17 protein-coding genes and 1 tRNA gene are annotated in these 17632 nt (G+C 59.5%); 14 read left to right on the plus strand and 4 right to left on the minus strand.

All coding sequences use genetic code 11. From position 1 onward, the window contains the following. Positions 1-18 precede the first annotated feature (18 nt). The 3 genes from ACIK7D_RS05200 (at position 19) to ACIK7D_RS05210 (ending at position 3492) form a co-directional block, all read left to right on the plus strand. A complete protein-coding gene (locus ACIK7D_RS05200) occupies positions 19-939 on the plus strand; it encodes a flagellin (RefSeq protein ID WP_020810649.1) in 921 nt (306 codons plus the stop codon). Positions 940-1347: 408 nt separating this feature from the next. Continuing rightward, positions 1348-2310 carry a flagellin gene (locus ACIK7D_RS05205; RefSeq protein WP_080817867.1) on the plus strand — a complete coding sequence of 321 codons (963 nt, stop codon included), beginning with the start codon at positions 1348-1350 and terminating at the stop codon, positions 2308-2310. A gap of 240 nt (positions 2311-2550) precedes the next feature. Next, positions 2551-3492 (plus strand): flagellin, encoded by a 942-nt coding sequence (locus tag ACIK7D_RS05210; RefSeq protein WP_080817870.1) that lies wholly within the window; start codon positions 2551-2553, stop codon positions 3490-3492. A 187-nt stretch (positions 3493-3679) separates the two neighbouring features. Here the strand turns inward: ACIK7D_RS05210 and ACIK7D_RS05215 are convergent. Next, positions 3680-3754: transfer RNA gene (locus tag ACIK7D_RS05215), tRNA-Thr, on the minus strand. A gap of 155 nt (positions 3755-3909) precedes the next feature. On the opposite strand from ACIK7D_RS05215, the gene ACIK7D_RS05220 reads away from it, so the two are divergent. The 10 genes from ACIK7D_RS05220 to ACIK7D_RS05265 all read left to right on the plus strand — a co-directional run bounded on the left by ACIK7D_RS05220 (position 3910) and on the right by ACIK7D_RS05265 (position 10761). Next, a complete protein-coding gene (locus ACIK7D_RS05220) occupies positions 3910-4176 on the plus strand; it encodes a hypothetical protein (RefSeq protein WP_004432485.1) in 267 nt (88 codons plus the stop codon). Positions 4177-4279: 103 nt separating this feature from the next. Continuing rightward, positions 4280-5572, plus strand: a complete 1293-nt coding sequence (murA, locus tag ACIK7D_RS05225) for a UDP-N-acetylglucosamine 1-carboxyvinyltransferase (RefSeq protein WP_262534792.1) — start codon at positions 4280-4282, stop codon at positions 5570-5572. 114 nt (positions 5573-5686) lie between these two features. Then, positions 5687-6127, plus strand: a complete 441-nt coding sequence (locus tag ACIK7D_RS05230) for a DUF2948 family protein (RefSeq protein ID WP_004432481.1) — start codon at positions 5687-5689, stop codon at positions 6125-6127. 133 nt (positions 6128-6260) lie between these two features. After that, positions 6261-7559 (plus strand): histidinol dehydrogenase, encoded by a 1299-nt coding sequence (hisD, locus tag ACIK7D_RS05235; protein WP_400155756.1) that lies wholly within the window; start codon positions 6261-6263, stop codon positions 7557-7559. Positions 7560-7562: 3 nt separating this feature from the next. After that, positions 7563-8036, plus strand: a complete 474-nt coding sequence (locus ACIK7D_RS05240; RefSeq protein ID WP_080817879.1) for a UPF0262 family protein — start codon at positions 7563-7565, stop codon at positions 8034-8036. Between the two features lie 2 nt (positions 8037-8038). Beyond that, positions 8039-8527 carry a low molecular weight phosphatase family protein gene (locus ACIK7D_RS05245; protein WP_003503450.1) on the plus strand — a complete coding sequence of 163 codons (489 nt, stop codon included), beginning with the start codon at positions 8039-8041 and terminating at the stop codon, positions 8525-8527. 143 nt (positions 8528-8670) lie between these two features. Continuing rightward, positions 8671-8889, plus strand: a complete 219-nt coding sequence (gene infA / locus ACIK7D_RS05250) for a translation initiation factor IF-1 (protein WP_003503453.1) — start codon at positions 8671-8673, stop codon at positions 8887-8889. Between the two features lie 33 nt (positions 8890-8922). Then, on the plus strand, positions 8923-9546 hold the full coding sequence (locus ACIK7D_RS05255) for a Maf-like protein (RefSeq protein WP_020010410.1): 624 nt from the start codon (positions 8923-8925) through the stop codon (positions 9544-9546). Between the two features lie 3 nt (positions 9547-9549). Continuing rightward, positions 9550-9777: a DNA gyrase inhibitor YacG gene (yacG, locus tag ACIK7D_RS05260; protein WP_065654468.1), complete on the plus strand. Its 228-nt coding sequence runs from the start codon at positions 9550-9552 to the stop codon at positions 9775-9777. Between the two features lie 150 nt (positions 9778-9927). Next, entirely contained in the window at positions 9928-10761 is an 834-nt protein-coding gene (locus ACIK7D_RS05265) for a DUF6030 family protein (RefSeq protein ID WP_400155757.1), read from the plus strand. A gap of 12 nt (positions 10762-10773) precedes the next feature. Here ACIK7D_RS05265 and galE read toward each other — a convergent pair whose 3' ends face one another. From galE to mscL, 3 genes are all read right to left on the minus strand, one after another. Further along, positions 10774-11805, minus strand: coding sequence for a UDP-glucose 4-epimerase GalE (galE, locus tag ACIK7D_RS05270; RefSeq protein ID WP_080817881.1), 1032 nt, complete (start codon positions 11803-11805; stop codon positions 10774-10776). 327 nt (positions 11806-12132) lie between these two features. Then, the gene (locus ACIK7D_RS05275) at positions 12133-13299 is read right to left on the minus strand and encodes a pyridoxal phosphate-dependent aminotransferase (RefSeq protein ID WP_400155758.1); all 1167 of its coding nucleotides are present in this window, start codon (positions 13297-13299) and stop codon (positions 12133-12135) included. Positions 13300-13453: 154 nt separating this feature from the next. Further along, the gene (gene mscL / locus ACIK7D_RS05280; protein WP_080817885.1) at positions 13454-13882 is read right to left on the minus strand and encodes a large conductance mechanosensitive channel protein MscL; all 429 of its coding nucleotides are present in this window, start codon (positions 13880-13882) and stop codon (positions 13454-13456) included. A gap of 218 nt (positions 13883-14100) precedes the next feature. Between mscL and ACIK7D_RS05285 the strand changes: the two genes are divergently transcribed. Further along, positions 14101-17610 (plus strand): PAS-domain containing protein, encoded by a 3510-nt coding sequence (locus ACIK7D_RS05285; protein WP_400155759.1) that lies wholly within the window; start codon positions 14101-14103, stop codon positions 17608-17610. The last annotated feature ends 22 nt before the right edge of the window (positions 17611-17632 follow it).

Below are 17632 nucleotides of genomic sequence, written 5' to 3' on the forward strand. Positions count from 1 at the left end.
ACAAGGGACACATTTATTATGGCAAGCATTCTCACCAACACCAACGCAATGGCCGCTCTCTCGACCCTGCGTTCCATCGCTTCCGACCTGTCGACCACGCAGGACCGCATTTCTTCCGGCCTGAAGGTTGGTTCGGCTTCGGACAACGCTGCTTACTGGTCGATCGCGACCACCATGCGTTCCGACAACAAGGCTCTCGGTGCAGTATCTGACGCACTGGGCATGGGCGCCGCCAAGGTTGACACCGCATCTGCCGGTATGGAAGCCGCTATCGATGTTGTCACCCAGATCAAGGCCAAGGTCGTTGCCGCAAAGGAAGAAGGCGTCGACAAGACCAAGATTCAGGAAGAAGTTACCCAGCTTCTCGATCAGCTGAAGTCGATCGGCACGGGCGCTTCGTTCAACGGTGAAAACTGGCTCGTTTCCACCGCCAACGCCACCAAGACGGTCGTATCCGGCTTCGTTCGTGACGACAACGGCAATGTCAGCGTCAAGACGACGGACTACGCGCTGGATGCATCGTCCATGCTCTACACCGAAGCGACGCCGGGCACGATCGATGCCAACTCCGGTATCCTGAACGCTACCGGTGCAACCACCACCGTCGGCGCCAAGACCTACACCCAGATTTCCGTTCTCGACCTCAACGTCGGCACCGATGACCTGGACAACGCTCTTTACTCCGTTGAAACGGCCCTGACGAAGATGACCAGCGCCGGCGCCAAGCTCGGTTCGCTGTCTGCACGCATCGACCTGCAGACCGACTTCGCTGACAAGCTGTCCGACTCCATCGAAAAGGGTGTTGGCCGCCTCGTCGACGCCGACATGAACGAAGAGTCCACCAAGCTGAAGGCTCTGCAGACGCAGCAGCAGCTGGCAATCCAGGCTCTGTCGATCGCCAACAGCGACTCGCAGAACATCCTGTCGCTCTTCCGCTAAGAGCTGAACTTCTCATAGCCCTTCGGGGCTGGGGGACCCATTTTCTTCCCACATGCATTCGGGGGCTGACCAAATGCATATCCGGGTAGAAAGCATAAAGGTTCGATAGGCTGAATCGAACCGAATGCACCAGACAGGCCGCATCCCGAATAAGGATGCGGCCTTATCTTTTTTTTAAATATTTCGGGATACGCGCGCGCACGCGCGAGAGTTGTAATTTTGAATTTTCATAATGTTGATTTTCTTTTCACGCTTATCAATTCATTAACCAAACTGGCGTTACCTAAGCTCATCGAAACGGCGAGCTAACGTTAAAAATCAGCCAGTTAGCAGGCATGATGCTGTGCGCCGTTCCCGGTGAAACCGGAATGTCCCTTCTTTAATCAGCCATTCAAGGGGCACACTACTATGACGAGCATTATTACCAATGTCGCAGCAATGTCTGCACTCCAGACTCTGCGCACCATCGGCCAGAACATGGAATCCACCCAGGCACGCGTTTCCTCCGGCCTCCGCGTTGGCGAAGCTGCTGACAATGCTGCCTACTGGTCGATCGCGACCACCATGCGCTCCGACAACATGGCGCTTTCTTCGGTTTCCGACGCTCTCGGCCTCGGCGCCGCCAAGGTAGACACCGCTTCTGCCGGCATGGAATCGGCAATCGAAGTCGTTAAGGAAATCAAGGCAAAGCTGGTCACGGCAACTGAAGAAGGCGTCGACCGCACCAAGGTTCAGGAAGAAATCGATCAGCTGCAGAACCAGCTCGTATCGATCGCACAGGGCGCATCCTTCTACGGCGAAAACTGGCTCGTAGGACCTTCGACCCTCGGCGCAACAACGCCCGGCACGGACCCGGACAAGTCGGTCGTCGCTGGCTTCGTTCGCTCCACCGGCGGTGCCGTTAGCGTCACGACCACGAAATACGCCCTCGACAACACGGCGACCGGCAACGTTCTTTTCGGCTCCGTCGACGCTGCAGGCGTTCCCGACACCTCCGGCATCCTCGGCACGACCGGAACGTTCACGACCGTCGCCGCCCAGTCCGTCTTTACGCTGGACATCACCCAGTATGCAGCCGCAGACCGCGCCACCAACATGGCCGAAGCCCTGACGCTGGTTGAAAACTCCCTGAAGGCGATGACGAGCGCCGCAGCCAAGCTCGGCTCGCTCTCCATGCGCATCGGCCTGCAGGAAGACTTCGCTTCCAAGCTGTCCGACTCCGTCGAACAGGGCATCGGCCGCCTCGTGGACGCCGACATGAACGAAGAGTCCACCCGCCTCAAGGCCCTGCAGACCCAGCAGCAGCTCGGCGTTCAGGCTCTCTCGATCGCCAACAGCAACTCCGAAAGCATCCTGTCGCTCTTCCGTTAATCGAAGACCGAAAGCGAAAAAATCAACCGCGCCGAAAGGCGCGGTTTTTGTTTGTGCGTTTGACTGCAAAATTCATAAATTTCCCGATTAAGACTTCATTAACCAAATCACCGCTAAATCAAGCCATCGAAACGACTCGTTAACCAAGACGAAAAAGAGGTTAACAGGCATCACGCCGCGTTGTCGTTTCCGGCGATCCCGGAATGTCCCTTCCCATTTAGCCAGCTCAGAGGGGCAATTATGACAAGTATTCTGACAAACACCGCCGCCATGTCGGCGCTTCAGACACTGCGTGCAATCAGCGGCCAGCTCGAAGACACACAATCCAGAGTTTCTTCCGGGCTGCGCGTTAAAACGGCTTCCGACAACGCCGCTTACTGGTCGATCGCGACCACCATGCGTTCGGACAACATGGCCCTTTCCGCGGTTCAGGATGCACTGGGACTGGGTGCGGCGAAGATCGATGTCGCTTATTCCGCAATGGAAAGCGCCGTCGAAGTGGTGAAAGAAATCAAATCGAAAATCGTTGCGGCAACCGAAGAGGGTGTCGACAAGACGAAGATTCAGGAAGAAATCGACCAGCTGAAAAAGCAGCTGGAATCGATTGCGCAGGGCGCGTCTTTCAGCGGCGAAAACTGGTTGCTGGGCACCGGCGACAAGACCGTGGTTTCCGGCTTTGTCCGTGACGGCAGCGGTTCGGTCAGCGTGACGAAAACCGACTATACCCTTGTTGACACGACGACCGCGACGGAAACAGCCAACGTGATTTTCGGCCTGACCGGCACACCTGCAACGGTCGATACGACGAAGGGCATCATCGGACAGGTCGGGACGGCCTCGGGCATTTCCGTGTGGGACATCGATCTCAAGCTTTTCGATAGCGCAACGCCCCCAACCTACACGATCGGCAATCTTCTCACCGATGTCGAAACCGCGTTTCAGTCGCTTAGCAGCGCCTCCTCCGCTCTCGGCTCCATCAAGATGCGCATCGGCCTGCAGGAAGATTTCATCTCCAAGCTCACCGACTCCATCGACAGTGGCATCGGCCGCCTGGTGGATGCGGATATGAACGAAGAATCAACACGCCTCAAGGCATTGCAAACACAGCAGCAGCTGGGCATCCAGTCGCTTTCCATCGCCAATACCAGCTCCGAAAATATCCTGTCGCTATTCCGTCAGTAAGCGGCGCCCGATGGCTACGGGCGGTTTCGTCCCGCTCTGGCAGCAACAGAATATTCGGATATGGAAACCGCGCTTCGCAAGGGGCGCGGTTTTCCATTTGCCCCGAACTGCGCGGCGCGCGCATGCATCAACCGCCGCAGGCGATCTGTTCAAAAACCACGTAAACATTTGAAATTTTAGAGAGAAATGGTGCTGCTAGAGAGATTTGAACTCTCGGCCTCTCCCTTACCAAGGGAGTGCTCTACCCCTGAGCTATAGCAGCATCCGGTGCCGAAGCGTTTGCTTCAGCATCAAGCGTGGCGGCCTATTGCCATAGGTTTTTGACGAGCGCAAGTCGCAAAACGATATTCTTCATCAAGCGGGGCAAAAAAGCGTGCCCCCTGTTGAAAAATACATTTTTCAGATATTGCTGAATCTATGAACGAACATCATGACAAACAGGCAAAGGCAGCGGTTTCCGCCGGCGCTTCCGCGGAAGCATCCGCCCCGGTGGCCGATGGCAAGCCGCAGGCGGGTCCCGGCGAAAAGGCGCGGCAGCGCGAGGCGGAGCGCAAGGCGCGGGCGGCCAAGAAGCTCCGTGAAAATCTTTTGAAGCGCAAACAGCAGGTTCGTGCGCGCCGTGCCGGCGAAGAAGACGAGACGATTGGCCTGCCTGCCGCAAAAACGGACGAATCATCCTCATAGAGAATTCACCAAGCATAAATTGAAACGCTGCGGAAATTCGTCTAAGGACGCGCCTTTCCGCAAGGCACGATAAAGAAAGGCGGGCACAGGCCCGTAGGGACGCATGGATCGCATCAGAATTACGGGTGGCAACAAGCTAAACGGCATCATTCCCATCTCCGGCGCCAAAAACGCCGCCCTGCCGTTGATGATCGCATCGCTTCTGACCAGCGACACGCTGACGCTCGAAAACGTGCCGCATCTGGCGGACGTTGAGCAACTCATCCGCATTCTCGGCAATCACGGCGTCGATATTTCCGTCAACGGTCGCCGCGAAAGCCAGGGCGAGGCCTATTCCCGCACCGTGCACTTCACCTGCCGCACCATTGTCGATACCACCGCACCTTACGAGCTGGTGTCCAAAATGCGCGCAAGCTTCTGGGTCATCGGCCCGCTTCTGGCGCGCGAGGGCCGCGCCCGCGTTTCCCTGCCCGGCGGCTGCGCCATCGGCACGCGCCCGGTCGACCTGTTCATCGAGGGCCTTGAGGCGCTAGGCGCAACGATGGAGATCGACGGCGGCTACATCAACGCCACGGCACCCAAGGGCGGCCTGATCGGTGCGGTTTACACCTTCCCGAAAGTCTCCGTCGGCGCGACGCATGTGATGCTGATGGCCGCAAGCCTTGCCCGCGGCACCACCGTCATCCACAACGCCGCCCGCGAGCCGGAAGTGGTGGACCTGGCGCAATGCCTGATCGCCATGGGTGCGAAGATCCAAGGCGCCGGCACCTCCACCATCACCATCGAAGGTGTTTCCTCGCTTTCCGGCGCGCGCCACCGCGTTCTGCCGGATCGTATCGAAACCGGCACCTATGCCATGGCAGTGGCAATGACCGGCGGTGATGTGGTGCTGGAAGGCACGCGCGCAGCGCTGCTCGACAACGCGCTCGACACGCTCAGGCTTGCAGGCGCCACGATCAGTGAGACGGAAACCGGCCTTCGCGTCGTGCGCAACGGCAACGGCATCCAGCCGGTCGATATCGTCACCGAGCCCTTCCCTGGCTTCCCCACCGATCTGCAGGCGCAGTTCATGGCGCTGATGACCCGTTCGCAGGGTGTGTCGCATATCACCGAAACCATCTTTGAAAACCGCTTCATGCATGTGCAGGAACTCGCCCGTCTCGGTGCGAAGATTTCGCTTTCCGGCCAGATGGCCCGCATCGAGGGCGTCTCCCGCCTGAAGGGGGCGCCTGTCATGGCCACCGATCTGCGCGCTTCCGTGTCGCTGGTTATTGCCGGCCTGGTGGCGGAAGGCGAGACCATGGTTTCGCGCGTCTACCACCTCGATCGCGGCTTCGAACGCCTCGAGGAAAAGCTCACCCGCTGCGGTGCACTGGTCGAACGCGTCAGCGATTGATCCTGTCTTCGCCGCTCATCCGTTTTCTACCCGTTGCAGAGTGGGCCCGGACTGCCTATTTCCAATGTAAGTCATGGAAATAGCGGTCCGCACCGCAGAAAAAGGAAGAAAAAGATGAGCGGCCTGAAATTGCTCGCGCTGGATACTGAAGATCTCTCCGTCATCTCGACGCATATGCAGGACAGTGTCTTCAAGCTGAAGGATGTTGCCTTCGAGCCGAAGCACGGCCAGTTCACGCTTTCCGCCAACCGTTTCGTCTGGGAAAGCACCGACAAAAAGAACCTGCCGCCGGAACGCTGCCGCAGCGTCGTTTTCCTGAAACGCGTCTCCGCCGTCCGCTCGCACGGCATCAACCGCGCCGACAGGGAACAGGTGCTGTCGCTTCTTGCCATCCGCTTCGTGCAGAACGGCGAAGGACCTGATGGAGCCGTGGAATTGACGCTTTCGGGCGGCGGCGCCATCGCGCTCGATGTCGAATGCATCGAGGCGCAATTGACCGATGTGAGCGGCGCCTGGGAAACGGCTGCCAAACCACATCATCCAGACAGCGAATAAGCACACCGCGCCATTGCAACGGTTGCCTTTCGTCACCGTTTCGATTTATGCCACATACCAGAACCGCAATTTTTCTGCGGTAAGTTCGTGCACCTCGCGGGATCGCCCGCGGGGACAATGAAAGGGTAATGGCGTGGCAATCTGGCTGGAGCAGGCGTCGGCGGATTTCGAACAGAAATTCGCGGCCTTCCTGACAACCAAGAGAGAAGTTTCCGAAGACGTCAACGCAACCGTTCGCGACATCATCAACGATGTCCGACATCGCGGCGATGCGGCCCTTGCCCATTATTCCCAGAAATTCGACGGTATCGATTTCACCAAGGTTTCGATGCGTGTCACGGCGGACGAGATCGACGCGGCCTTTGCCGTCGTCGACAGCAGCGTCATCGAGGCGCTAGAACTCGCCGCCCGGCGTATCGAAAAACACCATGCGCGGCAGATGCCGAAGGACGATATTTACGAGGACGATATCGGCGTGGGCCTCGGCTCGCGCTGGACCGCCATCGAGGCCGTGGGCCTTTATGTGCCCGGCGGCACGGCGAGCTATCCAAGCTCGGTGCTGATGAACGCCGTTCCTGCCAGGGTCGCCGGTGTGGAGCGCATAGTCATGGTCGTGCCGGCCAATGGCGGCGCGGTCAATCCGGCGGTGCTGGCTGCAGCGCGTATTGCGGGCGTCGAGGAAATCTATCGCATCGGCGGCGCACAGGCCGTCGCCGCACTTGCCTATGGCACGCAAACCATCGCGCCGGTCGCCAAGATCGTCGGCCCCGGCAATGCCTATGTGGCGGCCGCCAAGCGTCAGGTCTTCGGCACCGTCGGCATCGACATGATCGCCGGTCCCTCCGAAGTGCTGGTTATTGCCGACAGCGACAATGATCCGGACTGGCTTGCCGCCGATCTTCTGGCGCAGGCGGAGCATGATCGCGGCGCGCAATCCATCCTCATCACCGACAATGCCGAGCTCGGCAAGGCCGTTGAAGCCGCTATCGAGCGGCAGTTGAAGCGCCTGTCACGCTCCGAGACGGCGGCGGCAAGCTGGGCCGATTTCGGCGCAGTCATTCTGGTCGAAAAGCTCACCGACGCCATTCCGCTCGCCAACCGTATCGCCGCCGAGCATCTGGAACTTGCCGTCGATGACCCGGATGCCCTGATGGCGCATATCCGCAATGCCGGCGCGATCTTCGTCGGACGCCATACGCCGGAAGTGATCGGCGATTATGTCGGCGGCTCCAACCACGTGCTCCCGACAGCGCGGTCGGCGCGCTTCTCCTCTGGCCTCTCGGTGCTGGATTTCGTCAAGCGCACCTCGATCCTGCGGCTTGGACCGGAGCAGTTGCGACAGCTTGCGCCCGCGGCCATCACCCTTGCCCGGTCCGAGGGACTGGACGCGCATGCGCGTTCCGTCTCCATTCGCCTCAATCCGGAAAGTTAAGCGATGGCTTCAGGCGATTTCCGGCTTTGCGACGTGGTACTGGACGACAGCATCGGCCGGTCCACGCCCGATGTGGAGCATGAACGCGCCGTCGCCATTTTCGACCTCATCGAAGAAAACAGCTTCGAACCCTTTGGCCACGATGGCGGCCCCTATCGGCTGCATATATCGCTGGTCGATGCCAAGCTGGTTTTTTCAATCCGCACCGAAGACGAGAAGGATGTCGCGACCCATATTCTGTCGCTGACGCCGTTCCGCCGCATCATCAAGGATTATTTCCTGATCTGCGAAAGCTATTACGAGGCGATCCGCTCCTCTACGCCGAGCCAGATCGAGGCAATCGACATGGGCCGGCGCGGCATTCACAATGACGGCTCGCAGACGCTGATGGATAGGCTTTCCGGCAAGATAAAGGTGGATTTCGACACGGCGCGCCGTCTCTTCACCCTTGTCTGCGTGCTTTATTGGCGGGGTTAGAGATGATCGATCCTGCCGCAGCGCCAAACGAGGGACGAGCGCCCAAATCGGTCCTCTTCATGTGCGGCATGAACTCCATCCGTTCCCCCATGGCCGAGGTCATCGCCAAACGGCTGGTGGCGCCCGGCATCTACATCCAGTCGGCAGGCGTGCGGGCCGGCGAGCGCGATCCCTTCGTGGATGCGGTGCTGGAAGAACAGGGTTTTTCGCTCGGCAAGCACAAACCACGCACTCTGGACGAGATCGAGGATGATTTTTTCGATCTGATCATTACATTGACGCCCGAAGCCCATCACGCCGCACTGGAACTGACGCGCTCGAATTCACTGGACGTGGTCTACTGGCCGACCATGGACCCAACGGTGATCACGGGCACGCGCGAGCAAATCCTCGACGCCTATCGCGAGGTGCGGGACCATCTGGCAAAGCTGATCTCGGAACGACTGCCGGGGCGGCAGCAGCCGGTGGCGGATACGCTTTCAAAAGACTGAAAATTGCCTCGGCCTGTTAAAATCAATCGCGATTTTCAAGCCGATGCTTTAGAGGTTCACAAATGTGCCGGGATTGTGTAGTTTCCGCGCAATTTTCCCGGACTCGATATGTCCGGCACTATCAACAGGAAGAAAACCCTTACATGACAAAAGAAGAAGTCCTTGAATTCCCGGGCATCGTAACCGAATTGCTGCCAAACGCAACATTCCGCGTGAAGCTTGAGAACGACCACGAAATCATCGCCCACACGGCGGGCCGCATGCGCAAGAACCGTATCCGCGTTCTGGCCGGCGACAAGGTGCTGGTCGAAATGACGCCGTACGACCTCACCAAGGGCCGCATCACCTATCGCTTCAAGTAATCCACCTTCCGCATCGGACGCCCGGGCAGCGCAATGACCAATTCAAAACAAAAGCTCGTTCTGGCATCCGGCTCGCCGCGGCGTCTGGAGCTGCTGCATCAGATCGGTATCGAACCGGCACGTCTGATGCCGATGGATATAGACGAGACGCCGGCCAAGCTCGAGCATCCGCGCACGCTCTGCCGCCGTCTGTCCTTGCAGAAGGCGGAAGCCGCGCAGGCGGCGCTGAAGAACGAGCAGGCGTGGAAAGACGCCTATGTCCTGGGATCCGATACGGTGGTCGCCGTCGGTCGCCGCATCGTTGGCAAGGCCGAATATACGGAAGAGGCCTCGGCGGCACTGCATCTTCTTTCGGGACGCAGCCATTGGGTCTATACCGGCATCTGCCTCGTGACCCCCGGCGGCAAGATCCGGCAGAAGGTGGCGGAGACCAAGGTGCGCTTCAAGCGCCTCTCCACGCGGGAGATCGAGGCTTACATCGCGTCGGGCCAGTGGCGCGGCAAGGCGGGAGCCTATGGCATCCAGGGCATTGCCGGCGCCTTCGTGCAGAAACTGACCGGCTCCTATACCAATGTCGTCGGCCTGCCGCTTTATGAAACCATGTCGCTTCTTTCCGGAGAAGGATTTGAGGTGACTTCGGGCTGGCTCGAAGGATAGGCCATGGCAAAGTCCCCCACTGAAGGCGCTGGAAACGTCACCCCGCTTCGCAAATCCCAGCCATGCCCGGAATGCGGGCGGCCATCGACGCGCGAAGACTACCCTTTCTGTTCGGATCGCTGCCGCTCGCTCGATCTCGCTCGCTGGCTGAACGGCTCCTACGCCATTCCGGTCGCGGACGATGAAAGCAGCGCCGGCGGACAGGACGGCGGCAAGAATAACGCCGAATGAGAACCTGCACTGCCGGAAACTTCGGCGGTGAATTGCATAAGATTTTCAGAGCAACCGCTCGCACCACATATTCACCGGGTTGCCGACAGCCCGAAAAACCATATCAAAACCGGCTGACGCCTTTTTCCGCCAGCCCCTTAAGGTCTTGCGATGGACGCAGGCTTGCAGAAGAGAGTGAGCCATGGCGCGCTGCTGTTTGCGGTGCTGGCCGTTTGCCTTGCCATAGGCGCGACGGTGCTGCTGGCCAATGACAAGAAGCACCTTAAAAGCCTGCTGACCTATCTCAATCTGGCGCCCGCCATCCAGTCCGCCACGCCACCGAAGATGAAGCCCGTCAAACGGCAGAAACTCGCCACCCAAAAAGTCTCTCTGCCGCCGCATCTGCTGAAGTTCGAGCAAATGGGCGACAGAGCATCTTTCGCCCGCGATTTCGTTGTTTCCGGCAAGGAGCTTTGCGAGCGCTTTACCGCCGCAGGTTTCTCCAACCCGCAGGGCTGGCACGCGAGCCCGGTCAACATCCGCAGCTTCGAATGCATGGCCGATCTTGCGGCAGGAAACGCATCAGACCCGGCCGAGCGGGCATCGCTCTTTCTTGAAATAAGGGGGGAAGCCTCCGGAGAAATTCGCTCCATCAGGATGAAGGCCGTTGCGCCGGAAACGCCGGACGGGGCGGCCGTTCTGGCGAAGCTCGATGAAGCGCTCGCCATGATCATCGGACAGACGCGCTGGGCCGATCTGGCGGAAATGCTGGAGCCGGCACGCCGGATGCAGCCCTATCAGGCACAACATTTCGGTATTTCGGTTTCCATAAAACCGGAACCGACGGCGCCGCATCGCCTGAACGTGATTTTGTTCGCAAACGAACAATCGCCGGGGTTGAAGCTGACACGCAGCTTCTTTGACCGGGATCGCTGGCTTAGCCCAGCCGCTCCACCGGATCGGCCGGCGCTCTATGCTTCCGTCAAGAAAGACCGTGTCCGGTGAGGCGAAGGCCGTTCAGCCTATTGCAGCCAGCTTGCGCCGCACGGGCGGAATCCGGTCGCTTTGCTGGGCCTGACGTTTGGCCTCCCACTGAAGCGCGGTGCGAACAATCGTCGCCAGATCGTTGAAGCGGGGACGCCAGCCCAGTTCCGACTGGATACGCGACGAATCCGCCACCATGGCGGCAATATCGCCCGCGCGGCGCGGACAATGGATGATCGGGAAATCGCGTCCCGATTCCCGCTGCACGGCCTGCAGGACGTCCAGAACCGAATAACCGACGCCATAACCGCAATTGAGCGTGCGGGTGCCGCCACCGGCGCGCAGATGCGCCATGGCCAGCATATGTGCGTCGATCAGATCGCTGACATGAATATAGTCGCGGACGCCGGTGCCATCGGCGGTCGGGTAATCCGTCCCGTAAACTTCCACCCGATCGCGGCGACCGGTTGCGGCTTCGCAGGCCACTTTGATGAGGTTCGCAACGCCCGTGGGGGAAGGCCCGGCGCGGCCCTGCGGGTCGGCTCCAGCGACGTTGAAATAACGCAGCGCCACATAGTTGAAATCATGCGCCTGCACGACATCGCGCAGCATGATTTCGGAGGCGAGTTTCGACAGGCCGTAGGGGTTTTCCGGGCTGAGGATCGCGGTTTCAGGAACCGGGCCATCAAAGGGCTGGTTTCCATAGACGGCGGCTGTCGAGGAGAAGATGAAATTGCGGATGCCATGGGCGACTGCCGCAGCGACGAGGGCGCGGGTCGTGCCCGTATTGTTTTCGTAATATTCGAGCGGCTGGCTGATCGATTCAGGAACGCTGACGGAGCCCGCGAAGTGGAAGATGGTCTCGATCTGGTTTTCTTCGAAAATCTGGTCCAGCAGGGCGCGGTCCGCCGCATCGCCCAGATAAAAACGCGCCGCCGGCGCAACAGCCCAGCGCGACCCCGTCGAAAGCCGGTCGACAACAACGACCTCTTCCCCGGCATCGAGCAAAGCCCACACCATGTGGCTTCCTATATAACCGGCCCCACCCGTGACCAGAACAGCCATGATACTACTTCCCTGTTTGCTTTTCTTGAGCTCATCAAAGCCAATAATTCTTCATCATTGATTACTTGCACAGCGAATACGCGACCAATCCACCGCCCCATTAAAAAGGTGGCTTACGATTGGTTAGCGCAATGAAGTGCTTTTTATTTATTAGTGAAAATGTTCTCATAAATGGAACAAGGAGCGCATATCACAGAAAATGCCCCACGTCGATGGTTGCGCCGTGGGGTTGCAGTTTTAGGTCTTCGCTGTGATTTTGTTGTCGATTTCCCTACCCCAGCGCGATCCCGGCACCGCAGGGGAAACCATTGAACGGAAAGCCGACGCTTACCTGCCGAGGATATAGGATGCCAGCCGATCGGCCGCGTCTTCTATCTGCCTGGGGTTGCGCAGGAAGCAGGCGCGGAGAAACAGTTCCCCTCCCGGGCCGAAGGCCGTGCCGGGCGCAAGACCGACCCCGGTCTTGTCGACGATATCAAGCGCCGTCGCCCGGCTGTCCGTCACGCCGTCAATCTTGAGGAAGGCGTAAAGGGCGCCGTCCGGCTTCAGGGTTTCCACACGGTTCGTCGCGATGAGCGCATCGCAGAGAATGTCGCGGGATGTCAGAGCGCGTTCGTAATTCTCGCGGACGAATCCATCGCCGTGATCGAGGGCGGCGACAGCGCCGCGCTGCATGAACTGCGCCACGCCTGAGGTGGAATATTGAATGAGATTCTCGATCACCTGACCGATGGCCGGCGGGGCGACAAGCCAGCCGACGCGCCAGCCGGTCATGGACCAGTTCTTCGAGAAGGAGTTGGCGAAGACGATCTTGTCGTCCGGCTCCATGACGTCGAGGAAGGACGGCGCACGGCTGCCGGAATAGTGATAAAGCGCATAAATCTCGTCGGCGACGATCCACAGATCGTGTTTGCGGGCGAGCATCAGAACGTCGCGGAGATTGTCGAGCGTCGCCGTCCACCCGGTCGGGTTGGAGGGCGTATTGATGAAAAGCGCCTTCGTCTTATCCGTGATCGCGCTTTCCAGCCTGTTGATGTCGAGATTCCAGCGGCCATCGCGGAAATCGATACCGACCGGAACCGCCTTCGCACCCGCCACGCCGATGGCGGCGACGATATTCGGCCATGTCGGAGACAGATAGACCATTTCGTCGCCGGGCGAGGTCAGCGCCTGCACGGCAAGCACGATGGCCTGCATGCCGGAACCGGTCGCATAAAAATGTTCCGGCGGCAGCGACGTCGCGAAATGACGTTGATAATAGCGGCTCAGCGCCTGGCGCAATTCGGGAATGCCGCGCTGCCAGGTATAGAAGGTTTCGCCGTTGTTCAGCCCATCGATGGCGGCCTGATTGATGAAGTCCGGGCTCGGCAGATCGCCTTCGCCGACCCAGAGCGGCAGGAGATTGTCCCGCCCCCGGGCATAATTCACGACTTCAACAATGCCGCTCTCGGGAGCCGCCAGAGAGCGCGCACTCAGACTGTTCAAAATGGACATTAAAGACACTCCGTTTGGCGCCTTCTTATCGCATCGAACCAGCCATGTGCATGATATTCCGTGAGGCGATCATGGATTTTCTTTATGGGTCATCCCCGGCAGGAGATCGACGGCCGCATGGGCCGGCACATCAGGCCGGGGACGATGGCGACAATCAACGCGTCTTCAGCAGATCGCGGATTTCGGTGAGGAGCTTGACGTCTTCCGGCGGCGGTGCTGCTTCCGGCTTTTCTTCGACCTTCTTGCGCTCAACGGAATCACGAAGCTTGTTGACGCCCTTGACCATCAGGAAAATGATCCAGGCCAGGATTAGGAAGTTGATGAGAACGGTCAGAAAGTTGCCGTAGGCGAAGACGGCGCCCTGCTCGCGGGCGGCGGCGAGCGAGGGGGCGTTGACGTTGGAACTCAACGGCAGGAAGTAGTTCGAGAAGTCGAACCCGCCGAAGATGGCGCCGACAATCGGCATGATGAGATCGTTGACGACGGAGTCGACGATCTTGCTGAAAGCCGCACCGATAATAACACCCACGGCCAGATCCATGACATTGCCGCGGGCAATGAAGGTTTTAAATTCGTTAAGCATTCAGATTGTCCCTCTCTCCTGCTTCGCGAGCTGAAGCTATGTGACTGTCCCTACGGGTCGAACCATATAGGGTCCGGGCTTCATTTGGAATCCGCGGGATTGCATTTATTAGCTTTTTTGCACGCTCACCTTGAACTTTATGCTCAGACCGCGCTCATTCTCAACGGCAGAGAATTCGCCTATGCTGATATTCGGGAATTCTTGCATGGGGAGGATGCGTGCTTCCTGGGTGGATCATATTCGGTTCGGCCTTCGCTTATGTCCTGCTGCTGTTTGCGGTGGCAAGCTATGGGGACAGGAAGAGCCGCAAAAGAAACGCTCCGAACAAGGGGCGTCCGTTCGTCTATGCGCTCAGCCTGGCGATCTATTGTACCTCCTGGACCTATTTCGGCGGTGTGGGGCTTGCGGCAGACAGGGGGCTGGAATTTCTCGGCATCTATACCGGCCCGATCCTTGCCTTCACCATCGGCATGCCGATCATCCGCCGCATCGTCGAACTGGCGAAAACGGAAAAGCTGACTTCCGTTGCGGATTTCATTGCCGCCCGTTACGGCAAGAACTCCACCGTGGCGATGATCGTCGCCATCATCGCGCTCGTCGGCGCCATTCCCTATATCGCTCTGCAGCTGAAAGCCGTTTCCAGCTCGGTGGCGACGATGGTCGATCCCGGCGATTACGGCATTGGCAGCGGCAATCTCTACTTCCTCGATCTGCCGCTGGTCGTCACCATCGTCATGGCGGGGTTTGCCGTCATGTTCGGCACCCGCCACACCGATGCCACCGAACATCAGGACGGGCTCATTCTGGCGATCTCGATGGAATCGCTGGTCAAGCTGGTCGCCATGTGCACCGTCGGCTTTTATGTGCTCTTCGTGCTCTTCGACGGTCCCGTGCACCTATGGCAGCTCGCCTCCGACAACGAACAGGCCATGCGGGCCATATCCTATCACACGCCCGTCAGCCGCTGGATCGTGATGACGCTGCTTTCCGGCTTCGCCATCATCCTGCTGCCGCGCCAGTTTCACGTCACCGTGGTGGAAAACCGCACGCCGCAGGAGCTGCGCATGGCGGGGTTCCTGCTGCCGCTCTACCTTATCGCGATCAACATCTTCGTGCTGCCGATTGCGCTGGCCGGCATTCTGACGCTCGGCGCCAATGGCGATGCCGATCTCTACGTGCTGCAATTGCCGCTCAATCATCAGATGCCGGTCGTGTCGCTGATCACCTTCATCGGCGGATTTTCGGCGGCGACCGCGATGGTGATCGTCGCTTCGGTGGCGCTGTCGATCATGATTTCCAACGACATTGTCATGCCGATCTTCCTGCGGCAGAAGCTGCTGAACCGTTCTCCGCACCGGGACGACTTCGCCAAGACGCTGCTCAACATCCGCAGAACGGCAATCTTTGCGGTGCTGCTTCTGGGCTATGGCTATTATCGCGCCGCCGACAGCGCCACGGGCCTTGCCTCCATCGGCCTTCTGGCATTCGCCGCCATCGCGCAGATGGCGCCGGCCTTGTTCGGCGGGCTGTTCTGGCGGCGCGCCAATGCGCGAGGCGCAATCGCCGGCTTAAGTTCCGGCTTTTTCGTCTGGGCCTATCTGCTGTTCCTGCCGAGCTTCGGTGGGCCGGATAATTCCGAGGTCGCGGCGAACATTCTCGGCTTCCTGTTCTCAGGCAGCACGGTGTTCAATGGGCCTGAAGCCGACCCGTTCGTGAATGCCGTCATTCTCAGCCTGCTCGTCAACAGCCTTGCCTTCGTGCTCGGCTCGCTTTCGCGCAATCCGAGGCCGGTGGAGCGCATCCAGTCCGGCATCTTCGTCAAGCGCCACTCGAAATCGCAATTCGCCACACGCGGCTGGAAAACCCGTGTCAGTGTCGGCGACCTCAAAAGCGCGGTCGCCCGCTATCTCGGCGAGGAGCGCATGCTGCGGTCACTCGCAACCTATGAAAAGACGGCGGGCAGGAAGCTCAATGACGACCAGCCGGCGGACATGGCGCTGATCCATTTCTCCGAACAGTTGCTGGGCAGCGCCATCGGCTCCTCCTCCGCCCGTCTGGTGCTTTCGATCATCCTTCAGAAGGCGGAAGACACCAGCGCGGACACGGCATGGCTGCTCGATCAGGCGAGCGAGGCCCTGCAATATAATCAGGACATGCTGCAGACCGCGCTCGCCCAGATGGACCAGGGCATTGCGGTTTTTGACAGTTCGCAGCAGCTCACCATCTGGAACCGGCGCTTCCGCACGCTGCTGGATTTGCCCGAGCAATTCGGCCAGGTCGGCGTACCGCTCACGGATATCGTTTCGATGCTGCAGGAACGCGGCGACATGCCTGATGGCGACACGAATGAGCTGATTACCAGCTTCCTGACCATGGACCTGCCCTTCTCACTGGTGCTGGCGGGCGGCGAGCGCATCATCGAAGTGCGCTCCAACACCATGCCGGACAAGGGCATCGTCGCCACCTTCACCGATATCACCCAGCGTGTGGCGAGCGATCAGGCGCTGAAACAAGCAAACGAGACGCTGGAGCAGCGCGTGGCGGAGCGAACCGTGGAGCTTACCCGCGTCAACCGGGAACTGGCGGAAGCGCGAGCATCCGCCGACGAGGCGAATATCGGCAAGACACGGTTTTTCGCCGCCGCCGGTCACGATATTCTCCAGCCGCTGAATGCCGCCCGCCTCTATTCTTCCTCGCTGGTCGAACGGCTTGGCGCATCGGGAGAAAGTGATCTCGTCCACAATATCGATTCGGCGCTGGAATCGGTCGAAACCATTCTCGGCGCGGTTCTCGATATTTCCCGTCTCGACACCGGCTCGATGAAGGCGCGCATGACATCCGTGCCGCTGAATGAGCTGCTGAAACGCATCGAAACCGATTTCGCACCAATGGCGCAGGAGAAAAACCTCGACCTTGTGGTCATGCCGACCTCGCTCACGGTCCGCTCCGACCCCAATCTCCTGCGGCGCCTGATACAGAATCTGGTGTCCAACGCCATCAAATACACGCTGAAGGGCAAGGTGATCGTCGGTGCGCGCCGCCGGGGCGGCGAAGTGGTCATTCAGGTGACGGATTCCGGTATCGGCATTCCCTCATCCAAGTTTCGCACCGTCTTCAAGGAATTCGCGCGATTGGACGAGGGTGCAAGAACGGCATCCGGCCTCGGCCTCGGTCTTTCCATCGTCGACCGGCTGTCGCGCATGCTGCACCATCCGGTCCAGCTGATTTCCACCCCCGGAAAAGGCACGACCTTCCGCATCCACCTGCCGCGCGAGGCGGATCGCCTCGTGCCGGCCAAAGCCGATGACGGGACAATCAGTCCGGCAGCCAGCGACCGCCTTCAGGGCGTCCGGGTGCTCTGCATCGACAACGAGCCAAAAATCCTCGAGGGCATGACGCTGCTCCTGACGGGATGGGGTTGTGAGGTTTTACCCGCAGGTTCCGTGGCGACGCTGGAGGAACCCTTCCTCACTCTGGCCGCAGCCCCCGACGTCATCGTCGCCGATTACCATCTGGACGATGGCGACGGCATCAGCGCCATCCGCCTCATCAGGACATTTTACGGCAAGACGATCCCTGCCCTGCTGGTGACGGCCGATCGCAGCCCGGAAGTGCGCAGCGACGCCGAAAAATACGGGATTTCGGTTCAGCACAAACCGGTCAAACCGGCGGCGCTGCGGGCCTATATCAACCAGATATCCAGCACGGTGCGGGCAGCGGCCGAATAAAAACTCCCGGACCTTGCGATCC

Source organism: Agrobacterium sp. P15N1-A, from assembly GCF_044626815.1.
GTDB lineage: Bacteria > Pseudomonadota > Alphaproteobacteria > Rhizobiales > Rhizobiaceae > Agrobacterium > Agrobacterium leguminum.

Excerpts from the sequence above, each read along its gene's own strand:
- ACIK7D_RS05200 (WP_020810649.1), top strand. The coding sequence starts at position 19 with ATGGCAAGCATTCTCACCAACACCAACGCAATGGCCGCTCTCTCGACC.
- ACIK7D_RS05205 (WP_080817867.1), top strand. The coding sequence starts at position 1,348 with ATGACGAGCATTATTACCAATGTCGCAGCAATGTCTGCACTCCAGACT.
- ACIK7D_RS05210 (WP_080817870.1), top strand. The coding sequence starts at position 2,551 with ATGACAAGTATTCTGACAAACACCGCCGCCATGTCGGCGCTTCAGACA.
- ACIK7D_RS05220 (WP_004432485.1), top strand. The coding sequence starts at position 3,910 with ATGAACGAACATCATGACAAACAGGCAAAGGCAGCGGTTTCCGCCGGC.
- murA (WP_262534792.1), top strand. The coding sequence starts at position 4,280 with ATGGATCGCATCAGAATTACGGGTGGCAACAAGCTAAACGGCATCATT.
- ACIK7D_RS05230 (WP_004432481.1), top strand. The coding sequence starts at position 5,687 with ATGAGCGGCCTGAAATTGCTCGCGCTGGATACTGAAGATCTCTCCGTC.
- ACIK7D_RS05240 (WP_080817879.1), top strand. The coding sequence starts at position 7,563 with ATGGCTTCAGGCGATTTCCGGCTTTGCGACGTGGTACTGGACGACAGC.
- ACIK7D_RS05245 (WP_003503450.1), top strand. The coding sequence starts at position 8,039 with ATGATCGATCCTGCCGCAGCGCCAAACGAGGGACGAGCGCCCAAATCG.
- infA (WP_003503453.1), top strand. The coding sequence starts at position 8,671 with ATGACAAAAGAAGAAGTCCTTGAATTCCCGGGCATCGTAACCGAATTG.
- ACIK7D_RS05255 (WP_020010410.1), top strand. The coding sequence starts at position 8,923 with ATGACCAATTCAAAACAAAAGCTCGTTCTGGCATCCGGCTCGCCGCGG.
- yacG (WP_065654468.1), top strand. The coding sequence starts at position 9,550 with ATGGCAAAGTCCCCCACTGAAGGCGCTGGAAACGTCACCCCGCTTCGC.
- ACIK7D_RS05265 (WP_400155757.1), top strand. The coding sequence starts at position 9,928 with ATGGACGCAGGCTTGCAGAAGAGAGTGAGCCATGGCGCGCTGCTGTTT.
- galE (WP_080817881.1), bottom strand. The coding sequence starts at position 11,805 with ATGGCTGTTCTGGTCACGGGTGGGGCCGGTTATATAGGAAGCCACATG.
- ACIK7D_RS05275 (WP_400155758.1), bottom strand. The coding sequence starts at position 13,299 with ATGTCCATTTTGAACAGTCTGAGTGCGCGCTCTCTGGCGGCTCCCGAG.
- mscL (WP_080817885.1), bottom strand. The coding sequence starts at position 13,882 with ATGCTTAACGAATTTAAAACCTTCATTGCCCGCGGCAATGTCATGGAT.